This is a genomic window from Mitsuaria sp. WAJ17, assembly GCF_014174515.1.
GTDB lineage: Bacteria > Pseudomonadota > Gammaproteobacteria > Burkholderiales > Burkholderiaceae_C > Roseateles_B.
The window spans coordinates 171,414-190,827 of the sequence record NZ_JACJUG010000008.1; the positions used below are offsets into that span (position 1 = coordinate 171,414).

General features: G+C 63.5%; 16 protein-coding genes and 1 pseudogene. 11 read left to right on the top strand and 6 right to left on the bottom strand.

Going from position 1 to position 19,414, the window contains the following annotated elements:
- The first annotated feature begins 99 nt into the window (after nucleotides 1-99).
- The 3 genes from H5407_RS08785 (at nucleotide 100) to H5407_RS08795 (ending at nucleotide 4,056) form a co-directional block, all read left to right on the top strand.
- Nucleotides 100-1,596 (top strand): hypothetical protein, encoded by a 1,497-nt coding sequence (locus H5407_RS08785; RefSeq protein ID WP_183104069.1) that lies wholly within the window; start codon nucleotides 100-102, stop codon nucleotides 1,594-1,596.
- Nucleotides 1,597-1,629: 33 nt separating this feature from the next.
- Nucleotides 1,630-2,811: a class I SAM-dependent rRNA methyltransferase gene (locus H5407_RS08790; RefSeq protein WP_183104070.1), complete on the top strand. Its 1,182-nt coding sequence runs from the start codon at nucleotides 1,630-1,632 to the stop codon at nucleotides 2,809-2,811.
- A gap of 153 nt (nucleotides 2,812-2,964) precedes the next feature.
- Nucleotides 2,965-4,056 carry a trypsin-like serine protease gene (locus H5407_RS08795; protein WP_183104071.1) on the top strand — a complete coding sequence of 364 codons (1,092 nt, stop codon included), beginning with the start codon at nucleotides 2,965-2,967 and terminating at the stop codon, nucleotides 4,054-4,056.
- Between the two features lie 96 nt (nucleotides 4,057-4,152).
- On the opposite strand, the gene H5407_RS08800 is transcribed toward H5407_RS08795, so the two are convergent.
- The gene (locus H5407_RS08800; RefSeq protein ID WP_183104088.1) at nucleotides 4,153-4,620 is read right to left on the bottom strand and encodes an Lrp/AsnC family transcriptional regulator; all 468 of its coding nucleotides are present in this window, start codon (nucleotides 4,618-4,620) and stop codon (nucleotides 4,153-4,155) included.
- Between the two features lie 163 nt (nucleotides 4,621-4,783).
- On the opposite strand from H5407_RS08800, the gene glmS reads away from it, so the two are divergent.
- Entirely contained in the window at nucleotides 4,784-6,655 is a 1,872-nt protein-coding gene (gene glmS / locus H5407_RS08805) for a glutamine--fructose-6-phosphate transaminase (isomerizing) (protein ID WP_183104072.1), read from the top strand.
- 338 nt (nucleotides 6,656-6,993) lie between these two features.
- On the opposite strand, the gene H5407_RS08810 is transcribed toward glmS, so the two are convergent.
- Nucleotides 6,994-8,115 (bottom strand): hypothetical protein, encoded by a 1,122-nt coding sequence (locus H5407_RS08810; RefSeq protein ID WP_183104073.1) that lies wholly within the window; start codon nucleotides 8,113-8,115, stop codon nucleotides 6,994-6,996.
- 5 nt (nucleotides 8,116-8,120) lie between these two features.
- Between H5407_RS08810 and H5407_RS08815 the strand changes: the two genes are divergently transcribed.
- The 6 genes and pseudogenes from H5407_RS08815 to H5407_RS08840 form a co-directional block, all read left to right on the top strand.
- A complete protein-coding gene (locus H5407_RS08815; protein WP_404935609.1) occupies nucleotides 8,121-8,486 on the top strand; it encodes a helix-turn-helix domain-containing protein in 366 nt (121 codons plus the stop codon).
- A gap of 12 nt (nucleotides 8,487-8,498) precedes the next feature.
- Entirely contained in the window at nucleotides 8,499-9,110 is a 612-nt protein-coding gene (locus H5407_RS08820; protein ID WP_183104075.1) for a hypothetical protein, read from the top strand.
- A 21-nt stretch (nucleotides 9,111-9,131) separates the two neighbouring features.
- A complete protein-coding gene (locus H5407_RS08825; protein ID WP_183104076.1) occupies nucleotides 9,132-10,946 on the top strand; it encodes a TnsD family Tn7-like transposition protein in 1,815 nt (604 codons plus the stop codon).
- Nucleotides 10,943-11,548, top strand: coding sequence for a TetR/AcrR family transcriptional regulator (locus H5407_RS08830; RefSeq protein ID WP_183104077.1), 606 nt, complete (start codon nucleotides 10,943-10,945; stop codon nucleotides 11,546-11,548). The genes H5407_RS08825 and H5407_RS08830 overlap by 4 nt, the downstream gene beginning before the upstream one ends.
- A gap of 112 nt (nucleotides 11,549-11,660) precedes the next feature.
- A complete protein-coding gene (locus H5407_RS08835; protein WP_183104078.1) occupies nucleotides 11,661-12,662 on the top strand; it encodes a YiiX/YebB-like N1pC/P60 family cysteine hydrolase in 1,002 nt (333 codons plus the stop codon).
- Between the two features lie 314 nt (nucleotides 12,663-12,976).
- Nucleotides 12,977-13,577 (top strand): annotated as a pseudogene (locus H5407_RS08840) (IS1595 family transposase); the annotation flags it as partial.
- A 47-nt stretch (nucleotides 13,578-13,624) separates the two neighbouring features.
- Here the strand turns inward: H5407_RS08840 and H5407_RS08845 are convergent.
- Nucleotides 13,625-14,398, bottom strand: a complete 774-nt coding sequence (locus tag H5407_RS08845; RefSeq protein ID WP_183104079.1) for a thermonuclease family protein — start codon at nucleotides 14,396-14,398, stop codon at nucleotides 13,625-13,627.
- A gap of 2 nt (nucleotides 14,399-14,400) precedes the next feature.
- Nucleotides 14,401-15,177, bottom strand: coding sequence for a hypothetical protein (locus H5407_RS24000; protein ID WP_220800526.1), 777 nt, complete (start codon nucleotides 15,175-15,177; stop codon nucleotides 14,401-14,403).
- Nucleotides 15,178-15,808: 631 nt separating this feature from the next.
- Between H5407_RS24000 and H5407_RS08855 the strand changes: the two genes are divergently transcribed.
- Entirely contained in the window at nucleotides 15,809-16,540 is a 732-nt protein-coding gene (locus H5407_RS08855) for an MbcA/ParS/Xre antitoxin family protein (protein ID WP_183104080.1), read from the top strand.
- Nucleotides 16,541-16,825: 285 nt separating this feature from the next.
- Here H5407_RS08855 and H5407_RS08860 read toward each other — a convergent pair whose 3' ends face one another.
- The gene (locus H5407_RS08860; protein WP_183104081.1) at nucleotides 16,826-18,073 is read right to left on the bottom strand and encodes a hypothetical protein; all 1,248 of its coding nucleotides are present in this window, start codon (nucleotides 18,071-18,073) and stop codon (nucleotides 16,826-16,828) included.
- 95 nt (nucleotides 18,074-18,168) lie between these two features.
- Nucleotides 18,169-19,062 (bottom strand): hypothetical protein, encoded by an 894-nt coding sequence (locus H5407_RS08865; protein ID WP_183104082.1) that lies wholly within the window; start codon nucleotides 19,060-19,062, stop codon nucleotides 18,169-18,171.
- Nucleotides 19,063-19,414 lie beyond the last annotated feature (352 nt).

The following is a 19,414-nucleotide window of genomic DNA, read 5'->3' on the forward strand; positions in this document are numbered from 1 at the left end:
GCCGCGGGAACACCCCTCCTGTGATTCAGCTTCTGCACGACCATGTTCAAACCGCGTCCGCTTCTTTGCGCCCTGACTGCTGCCGGCCTGATCGGGGCCTTGCCTGTGGCGCTTCCGGGGGCGCACGCCGCGCAGGACCGGACCGAGGGGCCTGTGCAGCGCCAGGCCTTGTCAAGGCCGGTGGCTTGGGAGTTCAACTGGACCTCGCTGAAGGCCTCCGACGGATCGCCGATCAGCCTGCTGGGTGGCTCGGCCATGCTGGCCGTCAATGAAGACTGGGGGCTGGGGCCGACGGTCTACGGTGCGGCCAAAGGCGATTTCGGCGGGCTCTTCGTCTTCGGCGTGACCGGGCAGCGCCGGTGGCGCCTGGGATCGAACACCCATCTGGCGGCCAGCCTGTTCGCGGGCGGTGGCGGCGGGCGCTCCTCGGACATCGTCCGATTTGGCGGCGGTCTCATGCTGCGCCCGGAGTTGTCGGTGCGAACCGAATTCGGTCGGTGGTATGCCGGCGCGGGGGTGTCGCACCTGCGCTTTACCAGCGGCAACCTGCGGGGCAGCCAGCTGAGCCTGTCCTTCGGCCGCATGGGCCTGTTCGATGGCTTCGATGCCACCGGCGACGGCGGCACGGGTGCCATGGGCATGCGCTCGGGCCTGGGTTTTGACGAGGTGTCGCTCAGCAGCACGGTCTACAGCCCGTCCGCCAGCCAGACGAGCCGGTCGGGGCGAGCCCTGGACCGTCGGCTGGGCCTTGTGGGGGCGGATCTGCGCCAGTACTTCACCCCCGGCTCCTGGTTGGGGCTGGAAGCCAGCGGCGCGGCCAAGGGTGGCATCGACGGCTATATGGAAGTGCTGGGCACGGCTGGGCAGGACTGGGCGCTGGGGAACACCGGTTTGCGAGTGGGAGGCCATGTGGCGCTGGGGCTGGCCGGGGGCGGCGATATGGCCACCGGCAGCGGCTGGATCTGGCGGGCGGGGCCCAATCTGCGCTGGCAGAGCCCCTGGGGACCAGCCCTGAGGATCGAGGCAGGCAAGGTGTGGTCCCGCGGCACCTTCTCGGCGCCCTTCGTGCGTGCGAGCCTGGCCATGCCCTTGGAGCCCATGGCCCGGCGCGCCGAGCCCGACGCGATGCTGGAAGCCTCCGTGCATGAGCAGACGCTCTTTGCCTCGGTGCAGCGCATCCGGGACGTCCAGTTCAAGGATGGCAGCCGTGAAGGCATGACGCAGCAGGGGCTGCTGGTGACCAGGACGCTGGGGCGCCATGTCTACGCTGCCGCAGCGGCGGGTGCCGCGGTTCAGGGCAAGGCGGGCGCCTATGCCTACGGCCTGTTCGGCGCGGGGCTGCGCAGTGACCTGCTGATGAACACCGGCTGGCGCGTCGGCGGCGAACTGCTGATCGGCGCCGGCGGTGGTGGTGGCGTGGGCCTGGGAGGCGGGGCCTTGCGTCAATCCGAGGCCTGGGTGCAATGGCAGGGCCAGGACGCCTACAAGCCCCTGCGGCTGCGGATCGGCCTGGGCCGGTGGCAGGACCTGCGCGGGCGCGGCGAAGCCGTCCCTCAGCTGAATCTTGCCCTTGGCTACGCCTGGGGGACTCTGTAAGGCGGGTGACCGACAGGCGCGACAATACCCGCCATGAAAGTCATTCGTCTGAGAGCCGGCAAGGAGCGTTCGCTGCTTCGCCGTCATCCCTGGGTCTTCCAGGGTTCCGTGGATAAAGGCAAGGCTGACGCCGGCGAGACCGTGCGGGTGGAGTCCGACAGCGGCCAGTTCCTTTGCTGGGCCTCCTTCAGCCCCAGCTCCATGATCCGCGTGCGAGCCTGGAGCTTCGACGAGGCCGAGCGGATCGATGCCGAGTTCTTCGATCGCCGCGTCCGCCGCGCCATCGCCGTGCGCGAGCGCATGCCCATCGTTTCCAATGCCCGGCGCCTGATCCACGGCGAGGCCGACGGCCTGCCCGGACTGATCGTCGATCGCTACGACGACACCCTCGTCGCCCAGTTCCTCTCGGCCGGCACCGAACGCTGGAAGCAGACCATCGCCGACAGTCTGATGGCCGCGACCGGCCTGGGCCGCCTCTACGAGCGCTCGGATTCCGGCGTGCGGCAGCTGGAGGGCCTGCCGCCCGTGACCGGCTGGCTGCGAGGCGAAGGCCACACCGAGCTGACCATCGAGGAGCATGAGTGGAAGCTCACCCTGGACGTGCAGGAAGGCCACAAGACCGGCTACTACCTGGACCAGCGCGACAACCGCAAGAAGTTCGCCGAGACCGTGCGCCAGTACGGTCTGCAGCGCGTGCTCAACTGCTATTGCTACACCGGCGGCTTCTCGGTGGCGGCGCTGGCCGGCGGCGCCGCCGAGGTGACCAGCGTGGACTCCTCCGGCCCAGCCCTGGCCCGCGCCAACGCCCATGTGGCGCTCAATGGCTTCGATCCCACCCGCCACACGGCCCTGGACGCTGACGTCAACCAGACCCTGCGCGATTTCATCAAGCAAGGCAGGACCTTCGATGCCATCGTGCTGGACCCACCCAAGTTTGCGCCCACGGCCGCTCATGCCGAGCGTGCCGCGCGCGCCTACAAGGACATCAACCGCCTGGCCTTCAAGCTGCTGGAGCCCGGTGGCGTGCTCTTCACCTTCTCCTGCTCCGGCGGCGTGGGCCCCGAGCTTTTCCACAAGATCGTGGCGGGTGCGGGCATGGACGCGGGGGTGGACGGCTTCATCCTCGACCGCGTTGGGGCCACGCCGGACCACCCGCAGACCATCTGCTTCCCGGAAGGGGAGTACCTGAAGGGCCTGCTGCTGCTCAAGCGCTGAAGCAACGCTTCTCAGGGTGAGCCCTATACGAGGGACAAGCCAGTTCGCGGTATACCTCCGACCTCGCGTCCAAAGATGGCGTTTTCGTGAACTTCGTCACGAGGCAGAAACCATCAGGCAGTGCCGGACGCGCAGTTCAACGAGGGAAATTCAATGAAAGTCTTGTCTTCTCTGGCGCTGGCGCTGATCAGCGCCGGTGCTCTGTCTTCGGCCCAGGCCAGCACCGCCATCACCAGCTTCGGCAAGGACCTGGTGCCCTTCACCGGCAACACCAGCGCGCCCGCTGACTGGCGCTTCCTGCCGGGCCAGAGCTTCAATGGCGTTGCCGGCGCCCTGGACGGCGTGGCCATGCTGAGCTTCGAGACCAAGAGCGGGGGCTCCTACGCCTGCTCCGGCTCCCTGCTGGCCGGTGGCCAGTACGTGCTGACGGCCGCCCATTGCGCCGACGACTTCGTCAAGATGAACGTCAACTTCGGCTGGGCTGGCGGCGCTTCCACGGTGTCGCGTACCGTGGCCGCCGGCAATGCCATCGTGCACTCCGGCTGGACCGGTGATCTGGACACGGGGGCCGACATCGCTCTGCTGCGCCTGGATGAGGCCGTCACCACGATCAAGGGCTACAAGCTCAGCAATACGCTGGACGTCGGCAAGGACATCCTGGTGGCCGGCTACGGCACCACCCAGGTCGCCAACGTCAACTCGCCGACCAACTGGAACGACTGGATGTACGGGCACTATGCCTGGAACAAGATCGATGTCGACAGCAAGACCTTCAACAAGGTCATTGGCGACGTCAAGCCTGGCTGGTACGACCCCGACTACTACAAGTTCGGCGTGACCTATATGTCGGACTTCGACAGCGGCAGCGAAGGCAACAACACCCTGCAGATCCTGGCAGACGCAGTCGGGACCTCGGCGTGGAGCAGCGACACCGGTCACGGCAAGGACGAAGGCCTGATCGCTGGCGGCGACTCCGGTGGTGGCGACTTCGTCTGGGACGGCACGCAGTTCCTGCTGACCGGCGTGCACAGCTGGGGCTGGCAGGCCTGCCAGAGCTTCGGCCTCAGTTGCGATGCCGCCAAGAAGAACGGCTCCAGCTACGGTGACCTGTCCGGCTCCACCGCCGTGTATTCGCACCTTGCCTGGATCAATGCCCAGATGGGCGTCCCCGAGCCCGGCAGCGCGGCCCTGGCGCTGATGGCCCTGTTCGGCCTGGGCGCCGTGCGCCGCCGCTCGCGCGTCTGAGCCTTCTGCTCGGCTCGCGTTGAAACGGCCCTGCGGGGCCGTTTTTCATTGCACGCGGATGCCGTCGCTGAAGCCTCGTCGCAACGCTGCAGTGCCTCAGCTGGCCGGCAGATGCAGCCGGGGCGAGAACTTCGCCCGGTGCACGCTGAAGAAGGCCTTCACATTGCGCACATTGCTGTCAGCGCCATAGAAAGTCTGGACCAACTGGTGATAGGCCGCCATGTCCGGCACCTGGATGACCAGCACGAAGTCCGGACCGGGAGAGACCTGGTAGCACTGTTGCACCTCCGGTCGCGCCACCGCTAGGGCCTGGAAGGCCGCAAGGGCCTCGGCGGCCTGCCGCTCCAGCGTGATCTCGACGATGGCGATGAGGCCCGCGCCTAGGAGTGTCGGGTTGAGGATGGCCACCTGCTGCTCGATCACCCCCAGCTCGCGCAGGCGCTTCACCCGGCGCAGGCAGGTGGCCGCGGACACTGCGGCCCGGCGGGCCAGGTCCAGGTTGGACAGCGAGGCGTCGTCCTGGAGCACCCCCAGGATGCGGTGATCGGTGGCATCAAGTTGAATCAAAATTTCAAATTAATAGATGCTTTGAATGATTTCATCTTATCTTTTGGGTGATGAAATTTATAGCCAAATTTGACAAAATTTTGAGCACACATGTCGATGGCCCCCTCCTAGGATTCGCTCCCATCGCAGCCCCAGCGCTGTTCCAGAGGAGCATTCATCCATGTGTGGCATCGTCGGCGCCGTCTCGCAGCGCAATATCGTCCCCATCCTGATCGAGGGCCTGAAGCGCCTGGAATACCGCGGCTATGACTCCTGCGGCGTGGCCGTGCATCAGGACGGCGAACTGCGCCGCGCCCGCAGCACCTCGCGCGTGGCCGAGCTGCACAGCCAGACGGCAGAGGACGGCATTGCCTCCGGCACCGGCATCGCCCACACCCGCTGGGCCACCCACGGCGTGCCGGCGGTGCACAACGCCCACCCGCACTTTTCCCATGGCGCCCATGCCGCGGACGGCGCGGCCGGCCGCATCGCACTGGTGCACAACGGCATCATCGAGAACCATGATGAGCTGCGCGCCGAGCTCAAGGCCCGCGGCTACACCTTCCACAGCCAGACGGACACCGAGGTCATCGCCCACCTGATCGACCATCTCTATCAGGGCGACCTGCTGGCCGCTGTACAACTCGCCGTGCAGCGTCTGAAGGGCGCCTACGCCATCGCCGTGTTCAGCCGTGAGGAGCCGCACCGCGTGGTCGGCGCCCGCGAGGGCTCGCCCCTGGTGCTGGGTGTGGGGACGCAAGCCGGGCAAGGCGAGTTCTTCCTGGCCTCCGATGCCATGGCGCTGGCCGGCGTCACCGACCAGATCGTCTACCTGGAGGAGGGGGATGTGGTGGACATGCAGCTGGGCCGTTACTGGATCACCCAGCGCCAGGTCGGCAGCGATCGCTTCGAGACCGTGCAGCGTGAAGTCCGCACCGTGCATGCGCACAGCGGCGCGGCCGAACTGGGCCCCTACCGCCACTACATGCAGAAGGAGATTTTCGAGCAGCCCGTGGCCATCGCGAACACCCTGGATGCCGTGACCGGCATCAGCCCCGAGATCTTCGGTGACGGCGCCTACCGCGCCTTCAAGGAGATCGACTCCGTGCTGATCCTGGCCTGCGGCACCAGTTTCTATGCGGGATCCACTGCCAAATACTGGCTGGAGAGCATCGCCAAGATCCCGACCAGCGTGGAGATTGCCAGCGAGTACCGCTACCGTGACAGCGTGCCCAATCCGCGCACCCTGGTCGTCACCATCAGCCAGAGCGGCGAGACGGCCGATACCCTGGCCGCACTGAAGCATGCGCGTGCCCAGGGCATGACGCACACGCTGACCGTTTGCAACGTTTCCACCAGCGCCATGGTGCGCGAGTGCGAACTGGCCTTCATCACCCGCGCGGGTGCTGAGATTGGCGTGGCCTCTACCAAGGCCTTCACCACCCAGCTGGTGGGCCTGTTCCTGCTGACCCTGGCCCTGGCCCAGACCCGTGGCCACCTGAGCGAGGCGCAGGAAACCGAACACCTGAAGGCCCTGCGCCATCTGCCCGTGGCCGTGCAAGCCGTTGTGGCCCTGGAGCCGCAGGTCATTGCCTGGAGCGAGGAGTTCGCCCGCAAGGAGAACGCCCTGTTCCTGGGCCGTGGCCTGCACTATCCCATCGCCCTGGAAGGCGCGCTGAAGCTCAAGGAGATCAGCTATATCCACGCCGAGGCCTACCCGGCCGGCGAGCTCAAACACGGCCCCCTGGCTCTGGTGACGGCAGAGATGCCGGTGGTCACCGTGGCGCCGAACGACGCGCTGCTGGAAAAGCTCAAGAGCAATATGCAGGAAGTGCGCGCCCGCGGTGGCGAGCTCTTCGTCTTTGCCGACAGCGACACCAAGATCGAGAGCGAGCAAGGCCTGCACGTGATCCGCATGCCCGAGCACTACGGCGCCCTGAGCCCCATCCTGCACGTCATCCCGCTGCAACTGCTGGCCTATCACACCGCCTGCGCCCGCGGCACGGACGTGGACAAGCCGCGCAATCTGGCGAAGAGTGTGACGGTGGAGTGATGGGGAGTTCGCGCCTGACTCTGACTCCAACAAATAATGTCCGTCGGGCTCAAATAAAGTCCGTCGGACGTTTTCCGCACTGCGGGATTTCGAGTCCTGGGACGGCTCCCCCAGGCCGCAGCCCTCGCGCGCGTCGCTGCCTGGATCCCATTCGTAGGTGATGGAGGGGGCGCCGGAAGCAAGCGACGTTCGGCGGAGCGACGTGGTGCGTTCAGCAGATCGGACACCAAAGTCTTCTATTCAGTTGTCGCGACTTGACTGGCGAGCGCGCCGTTCGCCGGCGACCCATTGGCAGCGCCAGTGAAAAAAGTGGCTATGCGTTCTTCCGCTTGACGCCGTTATCCCGCGTGGAAGCGGCGGCGGACTGACCATCTCCCTCGGATCTGGCTGAGTTCGAAGTCGTCCCGGTATGCCGAAGCCGTAACGAGCACCGATTGATCAGACTGCGCGAGCTCGAAGCCGGCTGGATCGAGCCAAAGAACTGACTCTTGGTGCTGAACGGGCAGCACGTTGTATCGCTCGAGCGTACCGCGGGCCCCGGTCAATTTCACATCGATGCGCCTGGGCGACGCACTGTCTTCCTCGAGCGAAGTTTCTCGACTGCGCACCCACTGCAAGAAGCGCTGGGGGTCGATCCAGTCTTCGGAGTCCTTGTCTGCAAGGCCTCGGATCCAAACGGCAAACTCAGCCTTCAATGCATCGGCCTCGCCCCGCGTTCCAGCAAGGCCCTGCGCCATAGTGAATGCCACGAACGGGTCCAGCGTTCCCCAGCGCAGAAGTTCGCGAGCCCAGAATCCAAACCATGGGAGCCCGGTGGTTTCGCGCCACTTCTCGAGCGACGGGACTTCGAGCGCGCTGCCTGCTCCGTCCGACCATGCTTGAGCCACGACAGCTCCAGCCGCGACACCGAGCCGGAACTCGAAGTTGTCCGAGACAAATCGTTGCCAGCCGCGAAGTTCGGCAGGCTTCGGTCTCACCGTGCCGGCCAGACCCATCCACCACTTCAAGGCTCCTTGCCAGTCCGCCAGCAGCGCGCTATCCGCGACAGTGCCGCGTCCTCGAAAGCCGAATCCTCTGTCGTTGGCAAGGAGCGCGCCCATCTGCTCAAAGAACTCGAATCGGTCCTGGGATGTCGCGGTTCCATACTGTGTCGCGTCCTCCAGAATGAGCCGAAGCTTTGGGGCTATCTCTTCAAATCTTCTGCCGACGTGCGGCGAAAACCCGTACTGGTACAGCCGGCGACGCTCCGTAGCATCGCTGTAAACAGCTTCGGTAAGGCCGCGGCCACGACGCACAAAGGCCTGTTCGAGAATCTTTTCCTGAACAGCAGCAACGCTGCTGAAGCTGCGCTGCCAAAGGCGTGAGAGTAAGGCCTCCGTCTCAGCGCGACTGAGCTCGCTGTTCTTGTCTGCTGCAATCTCTTCGATGGCGCTGAGGATGACACCATCTAGCTCGTCCAAGCAATCTGCGAGTACGGCGCAAGCAACAGCAGCTCGCTGATTTGCTGAAGGTGAGCCGCAGCGCTGTCGGCATGATAGAAACGGACCAGTCATCGCTGGGCGCCGAACGCCTGCTCGAATTGGGGTCCCATGGATTCGATGTGCTCAAGGTGCTCACCGGCGAACCGGGTGTCATGGCTGCTGGCCGGCTGCTTAACTGGGAGCTGTCCCTGGCCATCTCGGACCGAGTGGACGCCTGGGCCCGATCCCGCGAAATCACGCTGGCGCCAGAGAAGAAGGCCATCATCGTGAAGCACCTGTACCTCAAGTTTGCGGCGCAAGAGCGAATCGATGAGGTCGCGCTCAGCGAGACCCTTTTCATGGCGGCCTAATCGATGCCGCCTATGGATAGGGAAACACTGGGTTCAATCGATACGCTTCTGGACGAAGCGCTGTACGACGTGGTGACGGGAACGGCAGACACGCGCACAGAGCAAGCGGCCCGCCGACGGCGCATCGTGGGTACCTCGCTGATGGCGATCGCCAGCGCCTGCATCGGCGCCGTGGGGCTGCTGGCAGGGCGAATCGGACAGGCCGCCATGCTTCTGACGTGTGCGGCGGCCATCGCGCTGCTGGCCACTGGCGCCTCGCTGATCGACCGGGCAGGAAAAGATGAGCTGCGGCGCAATGTCGACAACCTGGCGGACGCTGATCGAAGTTCGTTAGGCGCAGCGCTGGATGTCATGACGCTGGCCTTAGCGCGCCGTCGCCGGCATTTCGGCATCAGCATGCTGGTGTTGGCGTGCTTCTGCATCTGCGTTTTCAGCGCTGGGCTGACCAGTGGAGGATCGTTCTTCACCCTCATGTGGGGCGGCTTCTCCATCCTCTTGGTCGGTGTGGGCGCCTGGCAGATCGAGAGATCTGCGAACGAAGCTATGCGGGCTCAGGCCATGCGCGACGCCGCACTGCACCGCAAAGCTGCAAAGACCGGGACGCACATCCGGCGCGTTCGATAGCTCGATCGTCTAGAGGCTGCGGTGGTGACGCTAGACTCCTTTCAGCCCGGCCTGCCGCAACGCTGGCTACCTGACGAGACCCTGTTCAGTCTATGCAGCCGCTATCACGTCGCCAGCGGCAACAAACTGCCTGCGACTACGTGCAGCCAGCTGTTCGGGCATCCGAGGCATGGCTGCGCGCACGACTTTCCCGCCCGGCTCGACCACTTCCTTGGTGTCGCGGGGGGCGCGTTGGGCACGGCGGCGAGCATCGTGGAGGAGCACACCTTACTTCCTCTGTACCTGCGTTTCGCCAGTGTGGAGATGGTCGACGCGACCTGCAACGCCGCGGCGCAGAGCTCATCCGGTCGGCTGAAATTCCAGCTCGGCTTGCTCACCAGTCGGTTCAGGGCCAACCACCCGCTGAAGGCCTGCCGCGCATGCATGCAGGAGGACACCCTGCAGCACATCACCCCCTACTGGCATCGCGAACACCAGCTGCCAGGCGTCTGGATCTGCCTTCGCCACGGATGCTGGTTGCAGTCTTCAGACCTCAAGGCGACAGGGGTCAGCAGGTTCGGCTGGCTCTTGCCGGCACCGCCGCAGTTCCTCCCTTCGCCGACAACGTCGCCACGGGCCAGCGTCGTGCAACTCGCACGCATGGTTGCAAGCCTGGTAGCCAAGCCAGGTCTGCGGCTCTCCGCCCTCCTGATGCGCCAGGCTGTTCGTGTTGCGCTGGCGGACCGGGGCCTGCTGGCGGGCACCGCGCAGCGGCTACGGCGCGTCGCCGCTGGCGAGGCATGCGCGGAGTTCCTAAGACCGTTGCTCGACTTGGAGCAGATGGGGCAATTGCCAGCGTCGAGTGATGAGGGCTATGCCGAGATTGCACGGCAACTCTCAGCCCGATCGGCCGGCGTTCATCCGCTGAGGCGGTTGGCGCTCGCAGCCTGGTTGTTCGATGACCTCGAGGACCTATTGGCCCGCATGGAGGCGATAAGCAGCTCGACCGACACTACTGCATCGGCGCCGGCATCCTCGGCGCAGTTGCAAGATGACCCGCGCCGCGCGCGCCTGGTGGCTCTCATAGCTTCCGGGGTCTCGACATCGGCGGCCGCGAAGGAAGTGGGCATCGACACGACCACTGGCATGGTATGGGCTGCAGCCGCCGGCCTGGCCACCCCGCGGCGGCCGAAGGCGCTCAAGGGCGACTTGAGGGGCCGGCTCATCGCGCTGCTGCGCAAGGGTGTCACCAAGGAAGAGGCCGCGGCGTACGGCGAGGTCTCACTGCAAACGGTGACGACCCTTCTCAGGACCGAGGTGGGCCTGCATGAGGCCTGGCGACAGGCCGGCTTCGAGAATGCCAGGTGCCACAACCGCAGGGTCTGGGCGCGGATCACGGCAGCGAACCCTTTGTCTGGCGTGAAGGCCGCTCGCATGGCTGAGCCCGCAGCGTACGCCTGGCTCTATCGCAACGACCGCGACTGGTTGGCCGAGAACACCGCCAAGATGGTGCGGGCGGTTCGCTTGTCGCAGGCACGCGTGGACTGGGATGCGCGGGACCGGCAGCTCGCCGGCCAGGTTCGCCAGACCGCGCTACAGATGTTAGAGATGCAAGGCATTCGTCACGTCAGGCTGTCCCAGCTCTTTCAGCGGATTCCAGAGCTGAAAGCCAAGATCCTCAGGCTTGATCGCATGCCGCTCACGCGTGCGGCCGTCTTCGCCGTGGTTAACAGAGCCAGCACCGGCGCATCAAGCACCTGTGACCCAAGGCTGCTCGCCGCCCCCGACAAGTTTTCAGTCGCACGCCACGGGATGACACCGTTCAAGAACGGCGGCGAAGGCTCAGACGCTACATGAAGGTCAAGAAAGAACGAGCGAGGGAGAATTTCCAGGCACTGCTTGAAGCGGCCGGTAAGTTGTTTCGCCTGCACGGCATCGATGCCGTCAGCGTGACGCGTATTTGTCAAACCGCAGGTCTGTCCTCCAGCGCGCTGCACAGCAAGTACGCCTCGAAAGAGGATCTGGCCGCGGATGCGGTCTCGTACACCATCCACACCGTGAATCGATTCATCGCAGACGGTGCGGGAGCAGCGGCTCCGAGCCTGTCGGGGCAGCTCGACTACTTCCTATCGGTGGAACATCGCGACGACCTGGCTTCAGGGTGTGCCATGACCGCGCTAGTGAGCGAGATCGGGCGCATGGGGCCAGACACGAGCGAGCGCTTTGCCCAAGGTTTCTCGGAGCTCGTCGACATCTTCCAAGAGAGCCTGTTGGCGGGCTCACGCGATACGGAAGACCGTGCGACGGCCATGACGCTCGTCGGCTCGGTGAGCGGAGCAAGAGCCGTCGCCAAGGGCGATCCCAAGCTTTCTGACGAGTTGCTGCGTCACGCGCGCCGAATGCTCGGGGGCCTAGCCAGGGAGCATCTTATGGCGGGCGATCGCGGCGACTGTGCCTGAGGCTTCTCGTTTCAATTGAGGTCCATGCAAGCGCTGCTGCCGGCCCTTCCGCAGCAACCATTGCGATCGAGCCTTCCGACGGCTTTCACCGACCAACTCTAGTGACCAGACGATGAAGAAGATTGATTACAGCAACCTGCAGCCGGGCGACATCCTGCTGACTACGAGCCGGGCGCCCGAGAGCTGGTCCGTCCGGTGCGGCACCAAGAGCGACATCTCCCATGCGATGCTTTACGCGGGGTCGAGCTCGGCCATCGACTCAACCTCGGATGGGGTCCACGCACGCAACCTGCAGAAGATGTTTTACGAGGACGACTGCGCGGTGTACGCCCTGAGGCCGATCACGCCGCTGTCACCTGTAGCCCTAGACGCAGTGATTGAGTATGCGCGCCAGGTGACGGGCACGCCCTACGCGCTGCGGGAAGCCGTGCGGTCCGCAGGCAAGGCGAAGGGCACGGGCAGTGACAAGCAGTTCTGCTCGCGGCTGGTGGCCCGCGCATATGCCGCCGCCGGCATCCAATTAGTCGACAACCCTGACTTCTGCACCCCGGAAGAACTGAAGACGTCGCCCCTGCTGCAGCATCTCCCGAACCCCGCTATTGAAGTCAGCGCCGACGAGGTCGCTGAGATCAAGAGCCGTCCGGACCGTGTCGCGGGGATGATCGAGGTCACCAACAATTTTCTGGAGCAGGTACGCAGCTTCGACCCAAAGATTCTGAGAATCGAGGACGCTTTCGAGTTCCTGATCGCCAATCGGCGCCTTGACGATCAGCTTTGGGCCGCGTTGAAGACCTCGGGCTACTTGGACTACTGGCGCGGGGAGCGGCAGGAGTTCTGCTGGCGCTATGACTTCGAAGCCATGCTGCGCTTCGCGGACGAGCTGAACGCGCATGCCGACGTGACGAGCTACTGCCACGTCACCTTGCGGGACCATGCTGCCGGCGCGTTCGAGCATTGGGAGAAGAGCCTTTCTGCCGCCCGCGTGAACGCCCGCGCTGTTCCGCTGCGGAGCTTCGAGGCGATGGTCACGCTGTATGAGAACCTTGTCGAAGGCGCCAGGCTGCGTGTCACCGTCGCGGAGCAGTGGCTTGCGCTCCAAAATGCTCAGCAATGATCGATCCGCGCCGCACTCAGGCACTGGCGCGTGGCAGCGAGGTGCTTCGCGCTAGGTTGCGAAGCGTCAACGCGTAAGCGCAGAAGTTCGATCAATGCTTGTCTCCGGCACGTTGGCCGAACAGCACCTGGGCTTCGTCGGTCTGCAAATGTCCGGCGCTGTACCCCTTCCGGAGGGGAGCGTCTTTCGCTAGGCTCATTGCGCATTGATTCGTGAGGGCTCATCTGGTGAGCCATCAGCGGCGGATATTGGCTTGCAAGCCCCAGAGGTCGGGGGGCAAGGTGCCATCGATGCGCAGCCGGGAACTCTAGAAGATGCTGGCCCAAGCGGCCAAGCTGACATGGCCGCCAAGGCAGGCGCTGCTACGGGCTTTGAGCGGGGGCGACGATGCGGCGCAGGTGGCGCATACGCTGCGGTCCCACCCTGTGAGTCGCCCGCACTGCCAGGGCGAACGCGTGGTTCGCAACGGACACGCCAGCGGGCTGCAGCGCTACAAGTGCCGAACCTGCGTCAGGACCTTCAACGCGCTGACGGCCACGCCGCTGGCCCGGCTGCGGCACAAGGACAAATGGGAGCGCCAGGCCGAGGTGCAGCGCCAGGGCTTGAGCGTGCATCGGGCGGCCGGCATCCTAGCCGTGGCGCCCAGCGCGGCCTTCCGCTGGCGCCACCGCTTCTTGCGACTGGCCCAGGATGTGAAGGCCCGAGTGCTGCAAGGCGTCGTCGAAGCGGACGAGGCCCTACTTCCTGTGCTCCTGCAAAGGCCAGTCCGTGCGTTCGCGCAAATCCCGGCATCGCCGCGGCAGCGCTGCCAAGCGCGGCCTCTCCGACGAGCAAGAGCCGGTGCTGGTGGTGCGGGACCGCTCGAGCGCCACGGCCGACCTCATCCTGGAGCGGGCCGACAAAGCCCACACCCTCCAGCCGGGACTAGCACTCGGGGTGGCTCGAAGAATCCAAGCGGATCACTACGTCGGCTTGCTGCCCTTCTGCTCAGAGGCCCGACGGAGTGCAGCCAGGCGATTCATTTCCTGATCGGCAATGGCGCGCGTCCTGTCCCTCTCAGCTGCATTAGCCTCGGATCGGATATGCGCAAGGCGACCCGCCGCCGCAGACGCCTTCATGCGCTCATCTTGCCTTGCGAGCCAGGCAGAAATGCGCTTGTCGTAGATCGAAAAAATGAGGCCCAGCAAAGCAACGCCCGATAGTGCCGCCACAAGGAAGTGCCTCCAGCGCAAGGCCTGCTCGGCGCGGGCTCGGTAGTCGCGGGGCAGCTCAAGGCGTTCCAGCGCCCAGATGCCCTGGCGCGCTTGCTGTGCGGCGGCTACGGCCGCCTGGTATTTGTCCCTTTCGAGTTTGGGCTCGGACTCAAAGTAGTCATGCCAGGCCAGTCCACGCTTCACAAGTTCAAGGTTCACCAGATGCCCATTCGGTTCGATTACCTCAGCCTGAGCGAACCCATCATCACTTTGGCCGAGCAGTCGCGCTGTCACTGGTCGACCGAGCACCATGGCCGCAAGCGCTGATTGCGCTTCATCCCCAAAGGGTTGTCCAGGTTCCGGTGCGTCAATGAATGCCAGCCTCAATCTGTGCTCGAGACCGTGCGCGTCGACCAACTCGAGCACATCGCCACCGGACACGCTGACGACTTGGCCGCGAACAATCCCGTCTGCCCAGGTCGGTGAGACAAGGCTGAGCACGATCAGGCATGCCCACAGAAGTTGCTCGGTGAGGTGAGGCATGACTACTCCCCTGAGCGGTGGGCTGCATCAGCGCCATAGGGCGGACTGACGCTCAGCTCGTTGGAAGCCTGACCAAGCTCTTGGCTCGATAGCGGGGCCATGACGCCTATACCGAGCAGATTGCAGAGGATGCGTTTGGCAAGTTCATGCTCGCCGTTGTGGGCCAATTCGATGGCCCTGTCGATCGACGCCTGAGCAACGTCCAGGTCGTTCTGCATGCGGGCGAACATTGCCAACTTTGAGTCTTTGTTGGCCCTCCCCTCGAAGTCTTGAATTACATCCCCAGGCAGTTCTCCATCAAAGCCTGGGGGGACCTCGAACCTTCCTTTGAGGAATCCAACAGACCTGCGCGTCCGCGCCTCATGAACTTTGGCCTCTAGTTTGGCAATGTCCAGATCTGCCGGAATCCAAGCGCCAGCGGTCTCCGAGCGTTCGAGGGGCTCGCGGCCGTGGCGCCCTTGCAGTGAGGCATCGGCCACCGCCGGGAACTCCCCGCCATGCCTGTCCCTATCGAACTGAGACAGCCAATCCTCAAGTTGTCGCTGCCTGTCGTCTGCGTCGCCGATCCTCAGCCACGGACCCAATGAGGCCTTCAAGCAGTGCTGGCACAGGTCGAGTTGGACGTCGCAGTCGTCTCCAAAAATCGAGGCATAGCCGGCTTTCAGGTCGATGCTGATGAACTCTTGGAACTCGGCTTCGCCAACCTCTGCGAGACGGTCGCAGCGGTCACATCGGATCTGCTTGACGAAGGTTTGGGGACGCACATCCTTGATCTGCATAAGGGCTCCGCTGACATCGGGGCTCGGCAACGAGCAGACGGCTCGGCGTGACGCCGGTCGCTTTTCGAACAGTCCGTAGCGCTCCATCTTTTGCCGAGAAGAACCATAATACTCATATAAATCAATAACTTAAATCACATCGACGCGTACGCGGCCAGTATGGATTCGATACTGGATTTGACCGTCGGGCGACCTGTCGTCCCACCGTTTGGCCAGTCACAACGCCCTCATGAGTACCCATGCCTAACCAGTTGGTGCTACCGCCGACCAAAGGATCCCGATCCCAACGTCAGCGGAAGAAGCTGTGCATCGGCGAGTGCCACATACTGGGCTTCTACCTCTCACGGACCTGGCGTGCAGCACCGTCGACCGAGGTACAGGAACGGTTCAATTGGCCAGTTGCACATGGACTGGATCGAGGCTCAAGCTCTGAGCCCTGCCGACGGAATCAACCTCGGCTTCGCGGCCGCACGCAGCGGGAGCGCCACGATTGCCGATCACTCCGCTTTTGTGAGTTGGCTCGGGCAATGTCCGGCCCTCGCCGGAAACAGGTTGAGGTCCCTCCGGAATGCTTGGTACGACGCAGTGCCTCGATCGCTCCCTCCTCAACCATGAACTTCAGGAGACTTCCATGAGTGATCAGACCGACGACTGGCACATCGGGCGCAAAGGTCGTAGATGGACCGGGCCAGAAGGCTTGGCCAAGCTCGAGCGACTACCCGGGCGTCTTGAGCTCGTGCATGGCAAGCTCTGCTTCAGCGATGAAGAGCGGTGGACGCTGTTGGCCGGGCTGTTGGAGAACGTGGGGCTCGACGAGGTGGTGCAGCTCGGCAATGTTGAGGACTGGCAGCAAGCTATTGCGGCACGAGCGACGTCCAAGGGCAAATCACCAGCGCCCTCTGCCATTCGTACGCCAGCCAGCCACTGGAACTGTCGCGTGATCGAGTTCCCGTCTGACGAGGAAACTTGGTATGCGATTCACGAGGTCTACTATGAACACGGAATTCCCGTCGCCTACAGTGGCTCACCCGCCGCTCCCGGATGGACGAAGGACGATGGGCTGGACGCAGGCATTGATCGGCTGGAGAAGTTCAGGGAGGCGTTGTGGAAGCCCGTCTTGAAGGTGTCAACCTTCGAACATATCGATGCCAAGGCGGCGCTGCTGGACAAGTTGGGCCGGATGATTGAAGAGAGCGGCGGCAATATGGACCGAGTCGAGCTCTCGGCTTGGCTGGAGGCCTGGCTTGCTGAGCCCCTGCCGGAGCTCAATGGCGCTGCGCCGTCCCAGATGCTGGGGAGCGAGAAGGGGCGCCGCCAACTGGAGTCCCTACTCGAGCGAATGCGCGGAGAGTTGCCTGGCTGAGCTGCAGGTCCGGGCGTCGAGTTAAGCCATCCAGTTCCGAACCTTATGCCGTGAACTACAGCGGGAGTAACTTCAGCAGGAACCGCTGCGCGATGCGACCGGTGGCTTCAGGAGTGGCCGCATCAACGAGCAGAAGCCGGCCCGAAGCGGAACTGTCTATGGGGGCAATGACTTTGTAAGGCTGGGTGCTGACGCTGAGTTGTGGCGGCCCAGCGACCGCTGCCACAACCGGCCATTGGACCTTTCGAGCGCTAGGTGACAGCTGTACCCCAAGGAGCCACCTGCTCAGGAGACAGATACCTTTCGCGCAGCGCTGTTCTCAAGGAGTCGCTCGCGCGCAGGCTCGAGTCCGTAGCGAGCAATCACCGCTTCAAGTGCGTCAGCGCACCCAAGCAGGTCGAGCGAACAAAGGATCCGTTCAAATACTCTTATCTTGGACAGCTTGTTCCTGACAGACTGGCGGTATTCCTCGGAATGAATTCGATACTGTGCGGCCTCTTGCTGGTAAGTACTCAGCACGAGCTCAAAGGCCTCGGAGACCGGCGCCTCGCTGGCGAAATAGAAGAGCGCCTTGATTGCGGCGAAATCCTCTGGCTCGAGCTCATTGGCCAGTTCATTTCCAAGCTCCTGGCGATGAAACTCGTCCTGAATCGCATCATTGATGTCTATCGCGGAGACGATCCGAGCTGGAGGCGGATCAATCACCAAGTGAAGGTCGTTGGCCTTGCACCACTGGTCAAAGAAACGCTCTAAAGCGCCCAAAGAGAATCCCGGAATCGGCACTTCAATTCCAATGCGAGCGGCCATCTCATGCCGCGCTTTGATGATGTCGATCGCTTTGCTCAGCTCTGCAGATCCAATGCTGTACTTGGCCTTAACGTAGGCCTTGACCTCGTCGAAGGACGATTCTGTCCAGCTACCGTACTCGGGAAGCTCTGCGGCAATCCGGTGCAACTGCAGGCGCGAGAGGTGTTTGGTACAGGCTCCCCAGGCGTACTCCTCAGCCAACTGGGTGATGGTCCGGTTCAAAAGCTTGAGCAACAGCTCTGCCTCGTTGAATCGACGCTTCAGCACCATGAAGTTGATAACCCCGATGTTTCTGAGGTGCTTCTGGTTCGCCAGGTCGAACGGGTATCTGAAAACCTGACCAGTTGCATCCATGTAAGCAACGTCGGCGACGTACTCCTCTAGCTTGCTTACCGGCTCCCCCAGTCGCTCATCGGTCATCAGAGCGTGCGTCTTGACGAACGACCAGAGAAGTCCGAGGTCATGCGAGTCCACCAGCTTGAACTCGGGCAACGGCACGCCTCGTTTGTCTCCGATTTCAGCGAGGTGCTCGGTTGCCTCCTTCAGGTACAGCTCCATGGCGTGACGCATGGTGAAGCACACTGGGTAGACAAGGGTGTCGACAGGCAGGCGAGTGTCGCGATCAGCAATCGCCGCATCCAGCAGCGCGTTGGCGGCCGTGGCAAAACCTTCGGCGTAATCGACCCTGCCGGGTTGCCGTTGTCGCCGACGCACGCGTTCGCCCAAGTCGGATCTTCGCCTCTGAAGGTCTTGTTAGCAAAGGACATGTTCATGTTTTTCCTCCGTGCCTCCGGCCGGGAACGTAGTGCGAACTAGAAAGACTATGCTGAGCGCTTGCGCCTTCGAATGGCTTTACGGCCGTCCGGTGCAACGGGTTCATTCTTCGGGACTCTGCCAAGGTCGTCTTCAAAGAACTCCGCCTGCCCCCAATAGTGGCCGAGGAGGGCAAGTTGACCAGCTTCCGCCAAGGCTTTCAGGCTCTCGCGAGTCGACGCGCCAGCAGCAATCTGAGCGGTGCTGAACCGGTAGGTGACGCGCGGCGGCAGCCACCCTCCGACCCTGTAAACAACATAGCCGTCGTCGTCCATCTCGATGGACGTCACGCTGCACGGGTTCATGGAGTCTCTGTCGATCTTGGAGACATGCGCCTTCACGCGCAGCACCAGGTGCCGAAGGCGCGTGAATTCCGCTTTGCTCCAGATGACAGAAGCCCGTTCCGTTTGAAGCTCGATTGCGGTGTTCTGCGCGTCGGGCTTCACCGGGTAGCGCGCGTCGTATAAAACCATCTCGCGCAGAGTGTTCAGATCCTGCTTGTCTTGAACAGTGGCTTCGAAAGCCACTGCCTTGGCCAGCTCCTTGAAGTTATGGCTGTATCGCCGCAGGTCTCGGTCGAATAGCGTTTCAGGGCAACCCGCGTAGGCCTTGGACAGTCCAGCTTTCAGGAACATCTCCATCGCATAGCCAAGCAGCAGCACCGAAGCCTTCGGCAGGCCTTCGAGCTCTGCCCAAGCCCTTACGCTGGGCGCTTTGCGAGAGATGTTTCTGCTTAGCTTCCTGCGCCTTACCGTCCAACTCGCCCGAACAACTTTGGCCGAAGCAAAGAGATGCTCTCCTTCCTTCATCCACGCTGCAGGGTCGAACTGGCCCTCGCTACGGTGGGTCAGGACGCGAATTCTGGCCTGAGGTGTCGCGGTGTTGGTTTCTTGGTGTGCCATAGGCGAATTTTTCCGCCCGCCCCGCGCTACGTCTGCAGCGCAAAAGAGTCACTAGCAGTTTCTGAGCGAAGTTGGCAGTTGATTCACCTTCGCGCAGCCAAAATATGCTGCGGAGCACGCAGGTTCAGCGAGTTTCCGCTTCGGGCACATTGCTGCTATACGGACGCTGGCCGCGACTGTCGGCGACCGCTGCAGAGGTGCCTATCGAACTGGACCGTCAGCAATAGTTTAGGTTTGTCCGACACCTGCCCGTCGCGCAGCCCAGGGCCGTGCATCACGCCGACCTGAGGGCAGGTGTCGGATAAACCTCGGGGGAGGAAACCGCGGCGCGTGCGGCGGCGGTTGTCGAAGG